Annotated in this window: 14 protein-coding genes; 7 read left to right on the forward strand and 7 right to left on the reverse strand. The window is 45.7% G+C overall.

Annotated features, from left to right (window positions below; genetic code table 11):
• Positions 1-364 precede the first annotated feature (364 nt).
• The gene (gene umuD / locus LZP96_RS22005) at positions 365-799 is read left to right on the forward strand and encodes a translesion error-prone DNA polymerase V autoproteolytic subunit (protein ID WP_000111290.1); all 435 of its coding nucleotides are present in this window, start codon (positions 365-367) and stop codon (positions 797-799) included.
• Entirely contained in the window at positions 789-2,042 is a 1,254-nt protein-coding gene (gene umuC, locus LZP96_RS22010; RefSeq protein ID WP_001371894.1) for a translesion error-prone DNA polymerase V subunit UmuC, read from the forward strand. The genes umuD and umuC overlap by 11 nt, the downstream gene beginning before the upstream one ends.
• Positions 2,043-2,087: 45 nt before the next feature.
• Here the strand turns inward: umuC and LZP96_RS22015 are convergent, their stop codons facing one another.
• On the reverse strand, positions 2,088-2,897 hold the full coding sequence (locus LZP96_RS22015) for a DsbA family protein (RefSeq protein ID WP_000031378.1): 810 nt from the start codon (positions 2,895-2,897) through the stop codon (positions 2,088-2,090).
• A 370-nt stretch (positions 2,898-3,267) separates the two neighbouring features.
• Here LZP96_RS22015 and LZP96_RS22020 point away from each other — a divergent pair, with 370 nt between their 5' ends.
• Positions 3,268-3,615 (forward strand): hypothetical protein, encoded by a 348-nt coding sequence (locus LZP96_RS22020; protein WP_121343843.1) that lies wholly within the window; start codon positions 3,268-3,270, stop codon positions 3,613-3,615.
• Between the two features lie 59 nt (positions 3,616-3,674).
• On the opposite strand, the gene LZP96_RS22025 is transcribed toward LZP96_RS22020, so the two are convergent.
• The 3 genes from LZP96_RS22025 to LZP96_RS22035 form a co-directional block, all read right to left on the reverse strand.
• On the reverse strand, positions 3,675-3,935 hold the full coding sequence (locus LZP96_RS22025; RefSeq protein ID WP_001439466.1) for a hypothetical protein: 261 nt from the start codon (positions 3,933-3,935) through the stop codon (positions 3,675-3,677).
• Between the two features lie 195 nt (positions 3,936-4,130).
• The gene (locus LZP96_RS22030; RefSeq protein WP_000843243.1) at positions 4,131-4,523 is read right to left on the reverse strand and encodes a hypothetical protein; all 393 of its coding nucleotides are present in this window, start codon (positions 4,521-4,523) and stop codon (positions 4,131-4,133) included.
• 24 nt (positions 4,524-4,547) lie between these two features.
• Positions 4,548-5,297 (reverse strand): thioredoxin fold domain-containing protein, encoded by a 750-nt coding sequence (locus LZP96_RS22035; RefSeq protein ID WP_000720274.1) that lies wholly within the window; start codon positions 5,295-5,297, stop codon positions 4,548-4,550.
• Positions 5,298-5,444: 147 nt separating this feature from the next.
• Here LZP96_RS22035 and LZP96_RS22040 point away from each other — a divergent pair, with 147 nt between their 5' ends.
• The 4 genes from LZP96_RS22040 to LZP96_RS22055 all read left to right on the forward strand — a co-directional run bounded on the left by LZP96_RS22040 (position 5,445) and on the right by LZP96_RS22055 (position 8,325).
• On the forward strand, positions 5,445-5,984 hold the full coding sequence (locus tag LZP96_RS22040; protein WP_000494968.1) for a lytic transglycosylase domain-containing protein: 540 nt from the start codon (positions 5,445-5,447) through the stop codon (positions 5,982-5,984).
• 82 nt (positions 5,985-6,066) lie between these two features.
• Positions 6,067-6,624: an HAD domain-containing protein gene (locus tag LZP96_RS22045; RefSeq protein WP_001371950.1), complete on the forward strand. Its 558-nt coding sequence runs from the start codon at positions 6,067-6,069 to the stop codon at positions 6,622-6,624.
• 123 nt (positions 6,625-6,747) lie between these two features.
• Complete coding sequence (locus tag LZP96_RS22050) at positions 6,748-7,809, forward strand: HNH endonuclease signature motif containing protein (protein ID WP_000902297.1); 1,062 nt, start codon at positions 6,748-6,750, stop codon at positions 7,807-7,809.
• A gap of 9 nt (positions 7,810-7,818) precedes the next feature.
• Positions 7,819-8,325: a YrhA family protein gene (locus LZP96_RS22055; protein WP_000654195.1), complete on the forward strand. Its 507-nt coding sequence runs from the start codon at positions 7,819-7,821 to the stop codon at positions 8,323-8,325.
• Between the two features lie 122 nt (positions 8,326-8,447).
• Here LZP96_RS22055 and LZP96_RS22060 read toward each other — a convergent pair whose 3' ends face one another.
• The 3 genes from LZP96_RS22060 to LZP96_RS22070 are packed head-to-tail and all read right to left on the reverse strand — an operon-like array spanning position 8,448 to position 14,858.
• Positions 8,448-12,398, reverse strand: coding sequence for a conjugal transfer protein TraG N-terminal domain-containing protein (locus LZP96_RS22060; RefSeq protein WP_000386160.1), 3,951 nt, complete (start codon positions 12,396-12,398; stop codon positions 8,448-8,450).
• Positions 12,399-12,406: 8 nt separating this feature from the next.
• Positions 12,407-13,822: an IncHI-type conjugal transfer protein TrhH gene (trhH, locus tag LZP96_RS22065; RefSeq protein ID WP_001257292.1), complete on the reverse strand. Its 1,416-nt coding sequence runs from the start codon at positions 13,820-13,822 to the stop codon at positions 12,407-12,409.
• Positions 13,812-14,858 carry a thioredoxin family protein gene (locus LZP96_RS22070; RefSeq protein ID WP_000196727.1) on the reverse strand — a complete coding sequence of 349 codons (1,047 nt, stop codon included), beginning with the start codon at positions 14,856-14,858 and terminating at the stop codon, positions 13,812-13,814. The genes trhH and LZP96_RS22070 overlap by 11 nt, the downstream gene beginning before the upstream one ends.
• Positions 14,859-15,411 lie beyond the last annotated feature (553 nt).

A 15,411-nucleotide genomic window follows, 5' to 3' on the forward strand; every position in this document is an offset into this window, starting at 1 on the left:
AGCTGAACAGGAGGGACAGCTGATAGAAACAGAAGCCACTGGAGCACCTCAAAAACACCATCATACACTAAATCAGTAAGTTGGCAGCATCACCACCTCGCTGAACCTTGCCATATAAGCATCGTACTCAGCCTGGTCTTCAGGAGATAAAAAATTTGGTGGGAGGAGCATCAGAATCCTTTCATCCTAGCTTGTATACCTTCTTCGTAGGCCAGCTCGCCATTATCGGTAAAAGATGGTTTTTGATGTTTATGATAAAGCTTAATTTTTCGTCAGGCTTGATAGCGTTACCGGAGAGATTTGATCTTTTCTCTTCAACTCGCAATACTGTTTATACATACAGTACAAGAATTCGAGTGTAGCTATGTCTGTTATCCTTGAGCACATTAGCAACAAGCCTTACGAAATGGCACCTTTTTTCAGTGATTTACTAAGCTGTGGAGTGATGAGTCCGTGCGCCGGGCATGAAGATAATGAATTAAATTTGCATGAATATGTAGTCCGCAACCGCCCCTCAACCTTCTTTGTCAGGGCGGCGGGCCTCAGTATGATCAATGCCGGTATCAATGATGGAGCAATACTGGTTGTGGATCGGTCTTTAACAGCACGACACGGCTCTATCGTCGTTGCGCTGGTGGATGGAGAGTTTACGGTAAAGATCTTACACACGTATCCTGAGCTGCTTTTGATGCCTTCTAATCCAGCCTATAAGCCGATACGTGTAAATCCTGAATCCCTTGAGATATGGGGCGTCGTCACCTTTGCACTGAATCAGTTCAGCCATGTACATGCACGTTGATATTAACGGAGCCTATGCGGCATTTGAGTGTGCGATGGATCCCAAGCTGTCAAAAAAGCCGCTCATCATAGCCAGCAATAACGATTCGTCCGTCATTGCAATGAATAAACTGGCTAAAAGCGTTGGTATTAAGCGTGGGACCCCAATTTTTAAGTGCAGGGATTTGATTCAGCAACACCGGATCGAAGTCCGGAGCTCTAACTTTACTTTGTATGAAGACTACTCAAATCGCTTCCATGAAACGCTGGAAAGCTTCGCGCCTCAATCGAGTCGATATAGCATAGATGAAAATTTCATGTTATTGAAAAACATGAACAAGATAATAGATTATGAAGATTACGGCCGGTTGATCAGAAGTACACTTCTTCATAATCTGTCCCTTACCTGTGGTGTGGGTTGTTCAAGCACCAAAACCCTCGCTAAATTATGCACCTATGCGAGCAAACGATGGGCAGCTACAGGCGGGGTTGTAGTTTTGACTGATCAGGCCAGGATCAGGAAGCTCCTGAGCCTGATCAGTACCAGAGAAATATGGGGTATTGGTCGAAAGATTAGTGAACGCCTGTCGGCTTTCGGGATCATCACTGCCGGTGATTTTTATAATAGCGACGTTCGCTTTTTACGTAAAAGCTTTGGCGTTGAAATCGAGCGTACCTGGCGGGAACTGCATGGCGAACCATGTTTCCGGCTGCACGAGTCTCCTCCTGTCAGGCAACAGATTATCGTTTCCAGAAGTTTTGGTCAGCGCCTTAATGAGATAGGCAAGCTACATGAGGCAGTTTCATTTTTTACCGCCCGGGCGGCAGAGCAGCTGCGCAAGGATGGCTCGTGGACCCGTCAAATCACAGTCTTCATTCAGAGTAGCAATTATGCGCAAGGTGAAAACCGCTACAGCAATTGTGGTATCGAGCCGCTTACCGCTACACAGGACACCCGCGATCTGGTTGATGCAGCCATGACCATCCTGAACCGCATTTACAGACCCGGGATAGCGTATGCGAAAGCAGGGGTAATGCTCTCCGCTATGACTGACGGCACAGAGCAACTCAGCCTGTTTGATACTCGCCCGGCCAGGCCTGGCAGTCAGGCACTGATGAAAGTTATGGACCGGTTCAATAAAGAAAAGCGCGGAGCTCTGTTTTTACTGGGGGAAGGCATTCAACAGGATTTTCGTATGAAGCAGGCCATGCTATCACCGAGATATACGACCCGCTGGGATGAATTACTCGTTGTAAAAGCGTAGCGGCCATGACCGGCATGGCCGTACTCATCAAATGTGAAAGTAACTTTAGGCCCCGCGAGCTTTTTCGATTGCGCCCTGCAAAGTTGCTGCGTCCATAGCCCCGGGGATAAATGTGGTAGTCGCCGCATTCGGCTTTTTCATATTCATAATGATGAAACCGGGTGTGCCGGTGATCCCGAGCGCTTCGCCCAGCTGCATATTGCCGGAGATCACGTTTTCATACCGGTTTTTTTCCCTGTCAGAAAACGTGCTGTTAAACCCTGACTTTTCCACCACAGTATTAAAGTCAGTGAGTTCGAATTTGCGTTGAGAGGTCATGAAGGTATGAGCCACAGCCATCAGGTTGTTGTGGTACTTACGATAGGCTTCAGCACCGAAATTCTGATAGACGTGCAGACCCGTAGCGGCCCCCATGGCAGATACAGGTTTTGAACCGGCAAAAATCGGGAATTCTTTAAAGAAGAATTTTACATCTTTGCTCTGATTCATTACCGATTCAACAACAGGTGTAACCCGCATGCAGTAAATACACTGATAGTCGAAGAACTCGATTACCGCGACGTCGGCGTCATCAGGGCCGATGTTTGGCGTCTCCTTGGTATCCAGCAGAGCTGGCGCATATGGAATTATTCGTTCCACTGAGGCACTCACGTTCTGATTTTCCAGCGCCTTACCTGCTTCCACTAAATAATGGGGATTTTTTACCAGGTAAGTAGCGGCAATTTTGCCAATTTCTTCCTCACTGAGCACCTTCGGTTTAAAATAAGTTGCCGTGATTAACGCCGAGGCAGCGGTAGCAATAACCGCAGAAATTAAAATCGTGGCCATCGGTTTTAAATAAAATTCTTTAGACATAGCTACCTTTATGCTTTTCAGCCTGTTAGTTATTAACCTGCGATGGATTATACTGGCCCGGTAAATCGGAATTATTCGTGAAACAATGCTTTTTGGAGATTAAAGGATGATTAGGCAGGGCTTTATACTCACAACCGCAATGCTTTTGAGTGGATGCGGATATCATTTCGCAAACCAGGTAGATGCGTACGATCTAATGCCTCGTCCTGTTACAAATAAAAGGTTTCAGATAGTCCCTCCGGACGAAAGTATTCAGTCCAGAATGTTTTCAGGCCGTTTTGCTGATGGATTAGCAAAAAAAGGAGTCATTATTTCCACTCACCAGCCAGATTATGTGCTCAGGTTCCGAATCAGCAGCTCACAGGAGAACATGCAGTATAGCGAGCAGCTTCTTACTGGGGTGACAGGCTACGTTGTAGATAAAAAGACAACGAGAACTGACAAGCATGGCGAATTGCATACTGACTATGACTACAAGCCAGTCGATGGGGTAATAGGCACTGAGACGATGTCGCAGATGCACTATATGCGACAGCTGGATGTCGAGGTATACCCGTCAGCGAAAGGAGCAAAGCAGGTTCTGAAAGTGAGTATGCAAAGCAATGCACCTGTGCCGTCAGACAGCATTGCTTATTCAGCAATGATCGACGCCTTTACTGATAAATTTGATGCGCCGCTGCGTTCCGGAAATTATGTTGCAGTGATCCCCTGGAACTGAAAGCAGACGGCGGGAAGAGAATGTTCAAAAGTGACTTTTGGACACGCACATTAACGTGGCTATCGCCCTCCCCCATTAAAATCATAAAGTCGGTAAAGATCGCCCATCGTGATGGAATTGGGCTTATTAATGAACAGATACTGTAACTGTTCTTTATGTTGAGTACTGGCAGCTGCATTCATAAGCACTTCCAGGTAGAACTTGTAGCCTATGCTTCGCTCTGAATACATATACTGGAACTGCATCAGTAAAATGCCTGACATAACATACAACAGCAGCAGACTGAGTAATACAGTGCTATCAGGCTGTTCCAGTGCCATACTGACATACCCTGAACCCAGAATGCACAGAAGCCACCCCGTCATTAGAGCAGGCACCCTACGACTCAGACGTTTATAACAACGTTTTATTACGGGATCCCGGAGATACTTTTTGTCAGGTATCCCCGTTGCTCTGATGACGAAGCTACTGAGTATCGACATCTTTTTTCCTTCTGGACGCTCTCAGTCAATAAATCAGGCCAGGCGCTCATTGAAAGCTACCACGAGCTGCGAATCGGGATTTTTTACCAGTTCGGGCCGGATAACTTTTAGTTGCCTCGTTGGGGCGAGCTCATCTGTAGGCCTGATGGTGGTATTACCCGGCCCCTTGCGGGTACTGTCGGTGTTTACCTTGAGCTTTTTATTTCCCAGGTAGCTTTCCATCTTTTTAGAGATGGTGTCACCTGTGGTCGCAACACCAGAGAGTTCCTTTAGATGTTCACCTTTATCCATTTGTACCGATGACATCAGAAATCCGATTCCGGGATCGTTTTCCGTTCCACAGGCTCCGTACTGACATTGTGCAGCGAAAACGGGCTGTACACCTACAGCAACCAGCATTAACGTACTCAGTAAAGTAGATTTCATACACACCTCTTACAGTCGGAAAAGTTACTTTTGCGCAGCGCCCATTTGGGTCACCAGGTTTTCCGGGCTCAGCCACCCCGTAAATAACTGCGGTTTGCCGCTTAGTGTCACCATGGTAGGAGTACCTTGCAGCGGGATTGTTGAGGCCACCTGGAAATGCGATTTGATAATGTTTAAGCAAGCCTCATCAGGACGTCCTTCCGGGATAGTTGAAACCGGATTCATCGCTGCATCCAGAGCTTCGTTTGGCTTTGCTGAACACCAGATTTTGGCCATGTTCCCGGCTACTACCGAGTTCAGTCCTGCACGTGGGAATGCAAGAAACTTAATCGAAATACCGGCATCAAGATAAGACTTCAGATCATGATGCAGTTTTTGGCAGTATCCACAGGTTATATCGGTAAAGATAGCAAGCCGGTATTTTTCGTTTGGTGATTTGTAGTCGATGGATTTTGTTTTGGATGCGAATTCCCGGACGCCCATTAAAATGGCCTGCTCAGTGGTGTTTACCACATCTTTACCTTTCACGTGGAATAAGCTTCCGGTAAAAATGTAATCTCCGTCTTTGCTCACGTAACTTACCCCCTCCCTGGAAATCACCGTAAAAATATCTTTTACTGGCGAGGGTTCGACGTGCTCGATTGAAAGCCCAATGGCTTTGAGCTTATCCCGGGCTGCATCTGGCAGTACCATTGTATTAACCGGCTCGGCATTCATCGTGAAGGCGGTACTTAATGAAAGAAGTAATACCGATGCCTTAATAATTTTTTTCATTTCCGCTCCTTAAATCGAGCACTAATATTATCACGCCCCAAAATTCCAGAATTTTGCTTAAACGCTTAAATCAACGGGTAAAGCCGAAAGAAAGTCGATAGATATATGGGAGAATAGATAAAACGTAGATTCAGTGGAGAAATCGTTGTGTTTACACCACCAGCAGATGATGTGAAACCTATTCCCGTTCCTGATGAGATTTACACTCAGTGCATTACGGATGCCGCCCGCTACTTCGGAATTGATGCTGAACTGGTTTTTACGTTGTTTGACAATGAAGGCGGTAAGGTTGGTACTTTCAGCAGGAATACTAACGGCACTTATGATATTGGCCCAATGCAGATCAACTCATCCAATCTACCTGAAATAAAAAAGCATTTCCCGACGGTAACGTGGCGGGTTCTGGCTTACGATGCTTGCGCAAGTTTCTGGGTTGGAACATGGTGGCTCTATAGAAAAATTGTTGATCGCAAGGGCAATGTGTTTGAAGGGATTGCAGATTACAACAGCAAAACCCCAAAGGTACGTGCAAAGTACATATTTAACTTCATGGTAAAGTACAATCGCCGGATCCAGCAGCGTAACGGGATGGGTGAGCTTTATCAATGGACCCAGCAACCTCCTCGATACAATGGCCATATAGCTAAAAATGTCCCGGAGCAAAACCCGACTCCTGTTGTTAAATAAATACAACCCGATATTACAGAAGATCATCGAGTGGCTTGGGTAAACCACCACAAATATTTCACACTGACTCAGGAGTAATATATTGTCTTCTTCTGCAAGAAATTTATTTAAGATTCTCTCTTCTTTCTTGATCCAGAAAAACCCTCATCATGAAGAAGTATGTGTTCATGAAGAAACAACAGCTGGTTTATGGGCCCCTCTCCCTGATTCGCATGTCGTGCTTTTCTTAGATTTCGATGGGGTTTGCCACAGGTGTAAAAATGAAACCTTTGAGCGAATGCCACTGTTAGAGAAATTGCTGGATAACTGCCCTGCCATGGTGATTGTTATCTCCAGCTCATGGCGTGAGTGCGCTAATACAAGTTATCTGAAATCTCTGTTCCGGGTGCCTTATAGAGACAAAATCATAGGTGCAACCGGTTCGGTATATTTAAAACACGGACAGACTGGTGTGCGGGCTGCCGAGTGTGAGGACTTTGTCTTTTCACATCGAGTTAAAGCATTTATCTGCCTTGATGACGACGAATCATTATTTCCGGCCGGTTATCCGCATTTGCACAAAACCGATTATTACACGGGCCTCACCGAATCTGACCTTGCAGCTCTTAACGCAAGGTACCATCAGCTCATGGGACGCTGATGAACAAAGTAACTTTCCTTTTACCCTGTCACTGCTGATCTCGTACGCCCATCCACTTTAGGATTGATTGTTTTATACCATACGCAATAATGTCTCATATGAATTCGACAAGAAAGGGACATTATGCTGCATCACTGTCAGGCTAAGTCACTGGATGACATATACCTTGAGGATATTCCCCACATCATACATCCGGCCACGGCGGTACATGACCTCGAAGATACCGCCCTGCCAAACCGGATTATTCAGGAATGGAATTTACCGCAGGGATATACACAGTTTGTCAGCCGGTATCACCAGTTCCACCATCAACGCCCCTGGCTCGCTTACCGCGATACGCTTGACGACATCAGATACGGTAAGATCGTTCTGCTTAGAAAAGACATAACCGGCAATGCCGGGCCGGGGGTTATATCAAATGGCAACCTACGCAATGACCTGCCCCTGTCCCTCTTTACCCGTCTGCGCGATATCATCTCTCGTCAGTTGAAACGCCCGGGGTATTACGTTCGATCAACGACACCAGCACAGCACGCCCAATCAACAAAAACCATTAATTCCAAAGCGGCTGGTCGTCTTCTCGCAGCTGGCGGGCTTTATAATGGAAATGTGGAGGGATTTCGACATACGGCTGAACAACTTGGCGGCGAAGCTGTTGAAGGCTATGACCAGGTATTGAACGAAACAACTTCAGGTATGCTGGTTGCAGCGGCTTCACTTCTGGTTATCCGAAATCCAAGGTCTGCGGATGAATTGACAAGTTATCTCGGCAAGTACAAAAAAGCACACGTTTTGCTCGATGATATGAATGTTAGCGAATTGAACTACATGCGCCGAGACAGAGCTGAATATTTAGCTCTCCGTGGACAATTCAACAATACTGTACGCCCTAACTTCCTTAAATCACTTTCAGACCACCCAGATGCCCTGGCTACGTTTGAACCTAACGATTTGATGAAACTTGCAACAGGCAAGGTCCCCTCTGGGTGGCAGGTTCACCACAAGATCCCTCTTGATGATGGTGGCACAAACGCTATAGACAACCTGGTACTTATTCAGAATTCACCATACCATTCAGCACTGTCGAAAGCACAATCCATCATTACGAAGGATCTACCGTATAATTCAAGCACCAAAGTTCTATGGCCATCGCCGAACGGTGTTATCTACCCGGTAGGAAAGTAAGAGGCGCTCATGAAAGATTTAACTCAACTACTCAGCAGCTTAAAGAGGTTGATGGTTGCAGATCACTACCCTTTAGCCAGCCCGGTAGCCCCGGAAGTCTTGAAAGACTTAATCTGCAATCCGCCTCCAGTGGAGTGGGCAGATCACAAAAAGAGCGCCTATATAGATATACAGAAACTCATTAAAACCAGGCTTGATTATGCCCAAGTGTTTAATGCTATGGATGGTTTTGAGTACAACGGACTTACGTTTTATAACCTTGTTCAGGCAGAGAACGAAAATCTATTGTGGTCAAATATTTACATACGCAACTTTGAAGCACGAGACAATGAAATCTACGTTGACCCAAATCTCACTGATAAGGTGTTAATCGGAGAAGATGGCATGTCACTTTTCGCTTATAGTTTTGCAGACGACTGCTTTCAGATAAGAGACAAAGCATCTACTGATTATGTTATTGAATCTCATACAGAGTTTGATAGATTTTTGTCTTCACTGATTCAAACCGTCAGTTGAATGTTCCGCAAGAGCGGTACTTCTGAAAAAAAGGCCGCAAACACATACTTTGCGGCCTTAATTGTTTAGCAGTAATTTACAATCTATTGATAGTCATTTCAGGAGGTTATATTCAACCTCCCTTATTTTTTATTTTCATTAAGCCACTGATCCGCTTTATCGACACGTGACTGGTAAGGCTCATTTGTGTTGCTCAGCTCTGACTTCATGTACTGAATGAATTCATCTGCTTTCTGAGGCCCAAAGCGTGGGTCATCCGTCAATTGCTGCCGGATAGCCCTTTCAGAGTTCTGCGCTGCATTCGCATAAGTCGAAACGCCGTCGCTGCTAATACTCTGATACCGGTCACTTACAGCTGCGACGCCATCAGACATCTGCATGTGATTAAGGACTTTACCCTGGAGAGAATCAGGCATATTTGCAGGGTTAGAGGCATCATTTGCTATCGATGTCTGGGTTTGAAGGATGCCCGCTCCCGTAAGCATCTCATTTACCGGTTTCGCCCCAACGCTGGTTAGCGTATCCGAAACAAATTGCTGGCCCCCGAGTAGCGCACCAGAAATCGCGCCCCGCTCAGTGTTGGCCTCTATCTTTTCCCCAACCAAGCGATCTGTGACGGTCTGAGTGCGGTTACCAACGAGACCACCGCCCGACCCACCTTCTCCCAGGTTTGCCCGTACGACTGACTCAAGTGAACCATCAGCTCTGTTATGAGTGTTGAAACTGCTATGGATGCTCTTAACGTCATTCATACTCCAGTTAACGTTATAGTTACCCAGTTCATTAAGGATCTTCTGGGTATCCGCTTTGAGCTGCTCTCTTTCGGCACCGGTAGCCATGGTGCTGGCACCATAGGTAAAGACAGCTTGCTGTGCCAATTCAGCTCGCTTATCGTCCCGGCTTAAGTTCGGGTTGTTGGCAACACGACTAAAGTAGTTATCAGTGTTATTAGATAAGCCACGAACTTGCCCGCTCTGATACATACTGTTCAAAGCAGTGGCTCGTTGATCCATTCCATCACCAACCACCCGACCTCCAACCTTTTCCAGATCGTTAAATGTGCCTTCTGCATTTCTGACATCCTGACCCGAATTGACGACTTTCTCTACACCCTGATTATTCAGTACAGGTCCATTCTTTTCGAGAGAATTAAGCACATTCCTTTCTTCATCAGAATAAGTGCGGCCCACGTTGTTGTTATGTATTCCCTGAATATCGCCTTTGCCCGCGTTATCAAGGTTATACGGAGTAAAGCCAGCTTCACTTTTTCCAGGGACATGCTGTGTCGCGTCCTGAGCGTTGGAGGAAAGACCGAGTTTAGCCTGCGAATCTACACTTCCACCCAGTTCCCCTACGCGTGACGCACTCATCACGCCAGACGTATTTACGCTGTCAGGAGTTCTATCCTGTGCCTGAGTGATAGTATTAATTCCTGACCCGTCACCTGAAATTCTGTCGAGCTGATTGGTGATAGGTAGCAGCTGCTGTGCATTACCACCGAAGTCGGAAACCAGACTTTTAAGCAGGCTGGAGGTTTCACGGAGATCCTGTTTATTACTTTCGGCCGTCTCTCCCCGGGCGGTATCAATCGCAATTTTTTGCTCACTGAAATCTCGGGTTGCAGCCACAAGCGCGTCAGTACGTTGAAGCTGCGATCCAAGCTGATTACTGGCCTTGAAGGTATCGTTATAGGAGTTGAATTTCTCCATAAACGCATTCTCATCCAGCCCATTCTTACGAGCAAAATTCCTTACATCATCATCACTGAAGTTTTTGTTGCGAATAGAATCGGAGAACCTGTCCAGGTTAATGCTTTGTTTAGAATCAAGGCTCATTCCACTATTGGAGCTTGCGTTAGTCGAAACCGATGTAGAAATATTTTGCGCCATCGTCTGTGTCGCCTGGTTCATTTTCGACGATGCTTCTTTAAACGCATTAGTATTGGATATCTGATCGCTGCTTACCTGAGACGCCGCTTTACTGAACTGGTCAGTTAACGCAGAATCCTGGCTAAGCTGATTCGTGATTGCTTTTGAAAGGTCATTTGAAAGCGAGTCACTGCCTGTATTGGTCTTAGATGCACCGCTACTCAATTGCCCTGCTACAGCCGCTTTCAGCCCGGCTCCATTGCCAGTTCCAACACCTCCATTAAGCCCAGCGTTGAGAATAACATTTGAAGCAATGCTGGCCATCTGAGACGCACTCACCCCATGTTTCGTTGCAATACCTTCTGCTACAGAGGCACCAATCTTATCCGAGATCTGCTTCATTGTTTGCAGGTTGGTTGAGAACTGCTGGCTCGACTGTCCTGACCTTCCAATTTCGCTCATCTGACTGTAACCAGCCTGGAATGAATTACTTGCCGCACTCATAACTGATGAGGTTACAGCTGATCCTTGTCCCTGGCTGTTAGCGATACTTGAACCAGCATTCCACATTCCAAGACGGAAATTACTTGAATCAACTGCGCCGCCATCGCTGTATCCCTGACCGGTACTGGTTAAGGCGGTTCGTGTCACGTCACCAAATGAAGATTTACCGCTGTTAGGGCCATCCCATACTTTGGGCGTTACATGACCAGTATCCACCGGCGCATCGGGGGTCACTCCCTTAACCGCATTCATCATCGGGTGAATCGACTGTGTCATCAGGAATAATGTGAGTACCGGAATCAGAGCATAGAGGGCGGAAGCAACAGACAGGTATGAACTGTATGTTTCCGCAAGCCCTGGGAGTCCCATCCACGTGACGGCATTATTCTGGCTGTTGAGGGTGCTCCAGGTATCCAAGTCGGCCGTCGCGACTTTCTTCACATACGCGTTGACCATTACTGCCGTAAGCGGCCACATATTCACGAAGAGGATAAGTTGCAAATATTTCGCCGCAGCGGCAACACCATTACCACCTAACGCCAGCAGCATAAGCAAAGCAAATGGAGCAACCATATAAGCAAACATTTCAAGGAATGCGATTGCTGCTCCCGACAGTTGTAACCACAACTGGCCCTGTGAAGCCATTGTGTTGGTTCGCTTCAGAGAAGCCTCAAACAACTGCATATCGGAAGCCAGACCGAGTGGGGTCTTATATTTGCTTGCGCCATTTCTGAGCTCATTCATAATGAACAGGTTCAGGGTGGCGTCATACGAACCAATAGCCTTACCGTACATACCATTTGCTGACGCCATAACATCAGTAAAGCTTGCGCCGGTAGGTGCACCATTTGCTTCGTCTGGAGTAAGGATGCCGTTTGTCTGTCCTATAAGGGAAATAGTCTGGCGAGCTTCAGCTGTACTGGTAACCTGTTTCACAGTTGACCAGACCTCATCACACGTACCAGATTTTGAACCGTTAGCGCCAACAATACTGGCAGAGGCATTCTTCAGTGCGCCTTTCATCGCCTGATTAATCCGGTCCATGCTATCTGCCAGATTAGCTGAGAAAATATCGTTAAAAATAGTTTCTTTACCGGCAATATTTGCGCTTGAGTTTTGGGTAGCCTTCAGGCAGTTGTATGCAAGAGACTGAACGGTAGCACATACGTTCATTGGCCCTAGCCCGCTGGCCGGTTCAGGAAATGCGGAACAGTAGCCCTGGCTATCGCCGCCCCATTGCAAAAACTTCACGAATCGGATCATCGGACCGAGGGTGATGTCATCGTCCAGAGTTGTTGCAGACAGGTCCACCGGAGAAAGCGGATCAAACGCTGTTTTATAATCCTTCAGCAAACCCTGGCTTAAGTTAGTGGTGACGGTTGCCATCGCAGCAATAAAAATTGGAATTCCGTCGACGTTTCTGACCTCTCCCGACTTTACAGATTCAATAGTTACATCCACTCGAACCATTGCCATCATGAAAAGGATCAACCCCAAAAACCAGGAGAAAAACGGTAATTCATTTTTGGTCGGAGCCTGAAGCCATAGCCACGTTTTATAGAATAGGCTCACACCTGCTACAACGGCGGCCGTGGTCAGGAACTCTTTTACACCAGTATATTGAGAAAAGATCAGGGCAATACCGGTAAAAGCCGACCAGACAAAATCAATATCACCCAGGGTATATATGTTGTAATCCATGTCAGACCTCAGTTACGTGTGCCACGAATACTTTCAGTGAAAGCCTTCCGTTGCAGGCGACGGTTATCCCAGGTTGAAATGACGTCCGAGCTGGTACCGACCTGGCTGTGCGATAGCTCATAGGCGGCTTTAACCTGTTTTGAGAGATTGTCTGTTAATCGGTTGAGATCATCCCTTTTACCCGACAGCGACTCACTCGGTATGCTCATGGTTGAAATTTTGGCCTCAACCTGGCGCAACATGTTGATTACGAGGCTCGTCGCAGCAATAGTGCTGATGTCCTGAATGTATGCGTACCCTTCCGGTGCTTCGAATGTTTGCAAAGAGTCGATAATGGTCGGGATGCCGATATAGGAGATAATGCGTAATTCATCATCTGAAACACGAACGTCGTTGATGATTTTTTTCTGTACGTTTAAAAGAAGATCAGAAATGGTATCCTTCAATCCCTTAAAACCACCGTCATTAACTTCTGACATGACAAGGCACTGAGCCTTTCGTGGGGATGATGGATCTGGTGCCGGAGAACACTTGAGCATTTTAATTGATCCGCCAGCTGGTGGCCCCATGATGTAATCCGTGACAGTCATGGTAGACGGGCGGACTTCCATTCCCGCTTTTTCGCCTTTGCTATCCCAGTTGATAATGACAGTACCTACGAGAGACATAAGTTGTTCTGCCAGTTTATAACCGGATAACTCCGTTACCCCTCCGATGTTCATCGTTCCCTTATCAATATCCATGAACGACATATAGAAGAGGTTACCACTGAATTTTTCAGCGAACTCTTCGGGATCCTTTGCTTTAACCTGAGAAGTGACAGCTTCAGGTGACTTTGTCATCGATGAGCCAAAATCAGGAATAAGACCATTAATCGATCCCAGAATTGAGGCTGGTCCAGAGCTAACTGAGTTAGCGAACTGGCTTGGCGTACCCACGTTTTCAGAAAGGAAAGAGTAAGTTGCATTGCATGAATCTTTCGCAAATTTATTTAGCGCTTGCAGTTTGTTTTGGATGTCATTAATCGTTGCAGCACAGTCAGCACAAATAGCTGAAACAGCAACGTTAAAAGCATAGATAGCCGCACCCTGGGCAATACCACGGGCCACCTGCACAAGCTGGTCCCCGTTGATCATGCTGAAGGACCCAAGAAAAACGTCAATACCGTTACAACCGACAGAAGCTTTTGGAAACGACATGGAAACAAGGTTGGTATTAACGTTTGTTGTTCGGTAAGACATTGACCCGCCAACTATGCCTGTACGGGTTGCTGTGGAAAAGGTGGCCGGGCTGGTAGACGTCATCATGCCATTGAAAATGTTACGCATTGCGTTGTCTGCATTTGCAGTCGGGGCTAAAATTGCAGCACAAACAGAAAGAGACAAAAGTAACTTTTTGAAGTTGAAAACGGCATTACTGCGCATAAGTGCCTCCAAAACTGCCGCCAGCATTGAGATAATTGACCGGATCGGCCGTAGGCATGTCATAGCCTTCGAGTTTTTGGTCCATTATTTTTTGAAGTAGGAATGGGTCTGATTCCATTTCGGATTTATTAACGGTAATAACGCCATCATCGCCGATGGTATATTGCCTTTTAATATCTAGAGTTGACTGGAACGAAGCGTCATCGATCAGATTCATGCCCTTCGCGGCAAGTATAATAGTGTTCTTTAATTCATCAGCGGAGATCATGCCTTCACTAATGCGCTGAGCTGATGTCCCATCCTTTGAAACCAGGAAAATTGTAGGTACCTCTCGAATTTTAAATTGATCAATAATTTGTGCGTTGGGGATGTTAAAATCCTGAAAAAGGCCATTATGCAATGGCCTTCCATCCATACTGATTGGAAGAATATCTACCGAATAATAGTTCTGCATAAATTGAAGTATTTGGCTTTCTTCGTGGCAAAACTGGCAAGTACTCTGGAAAAAGAAAAATAAACCTGACTTAGTAAAGATATCTTTCATTACCGTTTGCTGATTTTTTTCAACAACAGTGCGGTGAGCATCCAGTGCCACCTTTTCCACTGGTTGCCTGCGTTTTTCAGACATCATCGGGTTTTTAAGAAAATAATCTTTTGATTTGTCAGAAAAACGCGTACTGATATCCAGCATTAACCTTTGCGCCGTGTAATAACGTGATAGATTTTCTGCGGTAGGGTTATCCATTGCCTGCGTTAACAGTCGAGGCATATTCTCTTTTAGCCATTTTGAATTTAAATCTACCATTTCCTCTTTTGAAGGCGAGCTAGCAGCACCGGTTGGTGGCAAAACCTCTTCTTCTTCAGCTTCGCTTTTTTTAGCAGGATCGTCATACCAGAAGAAACCCTTCTTATAAGCCTGGCCAGATACAAAGGGCGTATCTTTTATTAGGGGTTGCTCAGGGCTGGCGTGGGCACCAGTAATTACCAAAGACATAAGCAAAACCATCTTTGAAGGCGCTAATGCAATACGAGTCATAGACCGTTCTCCTTTTCTGATGCGGTTATGATGGCATACAAAAAAAAGGTTAGAGCTCGTATAGCATGGTCGTTTTTATGTTGAAAAGGACGGAAAAGGAGTGCTGACTAAGAAGATAGTCTCGGTGATGGAAAGATCATCCATCTTGCACGTTGTCAAAAATCCGGTGTAACAAAAACATGGTTTTATCGAATATCTAAAAGCAAATATTGCTTTGAAAACAGGTGTATTTAGAGCTGAAAAAAATCATCACAAGTAATGCTGTTTCTATATTTCAAAAAAGGAATAGCTAAGGATCAAAGAAGCGAACTTAGACAAGAATATAAAATATATTAATTGAAAGCGATTAAGAAGTCGTCATGCATAGAAGGTTTTGAGAACCTAAGTAGTTTTACGTTTTCAACAGAAAAAAAGGTGCACATTTTTGGAACGAAGAAAAACTGAATAAAGAAAAATCAAATTATATCTTTACTTGTCAAGAGTTGATATTTAAGTTGTAACTAATATTTGATTGTAAAGCAAACAACAGAATTTGACTTAAGTCAATATTTAG

The organism is Huaxiibacter chinensis (genome assembly GCF_022171985.1).
Classification (GTDB): domain Bacteria; phylum Pseudomonadota; class Gammaproteobacteria; order Enterobacterales; family Enterobacteriaceae; genus Enterobacter; species Enterobacter chinensis_A.

Excerpts from the sequence above, each read along its gene's own strand:
- umuC (WP_001371894.1), top strand. The coding sequence starts at position 789 with ATGCACGTTGATATTAACGGAGCCTATGCGGCATTTGAGTGTGCGATG.
- umuD (WP_000111290.1), top strand. The coding sequence starts at position 365 with ATGTCTGTTATCCTTGAGCACATTAGCAACAAGCCTTACGAAATGGCA.
- trhH (WP_001257292.1), bottom strand. The coding sequence starts at position 13,822 with ATGCGCAGTAATGCCGTTTTCAACTTCAAAAAGTTACTTTTGTCTCTT.
- LZP96_RS22020 (WP_121343843.1), top strand. The coding sequence starts at position 3,268 with ATGCAGTATAGCGAGCAGCTTCTTACTGGGGTGACAGGCTACGTTGTA.
- LZP96_RS22070 (WP_000196727.1), bottom strand. The coding sequence starts at position 14,858 with ATGACTCGTATTGCATTAGCGCCTTCAAAGATGGTTTTGCTTATGTCT.
- LZP96_RS22030 (WP_000843243.1), bottom strand. The coding sequence starts at position 4,523 with ATGAAATCTACTTTACTGAGTACGTTAATGCTGGTTGCTGTAGGTGTA.
- LZP96_RS22055 (WP_000654195.1), top strand. The coding sequence starts at position 7,819 with ATGAAAGATTTAACTCAACTACTCAGCAGCTTAAAGAGGTTGATGGTT.
- LZP96_RS22035 (WP_000720274.1), bottom strand. The coding sequence starts at position 5,297 with ATGAAAAAAATTATTAAGGCATCGGTATTACTTCTTTCATTAAGTACC.
- LZP96_RS22060 (WP_000386160.1), bottom strand. The coding sequence starts at position 12,398 with ATGGATTACAACATATATACCCTGGGTGATATTGATTTTGTCTGGTCG.
- LZP96_RS22050 (WP_000902297.1), top strand. The coding sequence starts at position 6,748 with ATGCTGCATCACTGTCAGGCTAAGTCACTGGATGACATATACCTTGAG.
- LZP96_RS22025 (WP_001439466.1), bottom strand. The coding sequence starts at position 3,935 with ATGGCACTGGAACAGCCTGATAGCACTGTATTACTCAGTCTGCTGCTG.
- LZP96_RS22015 (WP_000031378.1), bottom strand. The coding sequence starts at position 2,897 with ATGTCTAAAGAATTTTATTTAAAACCGATGGCCACGATTTTAATTTCT.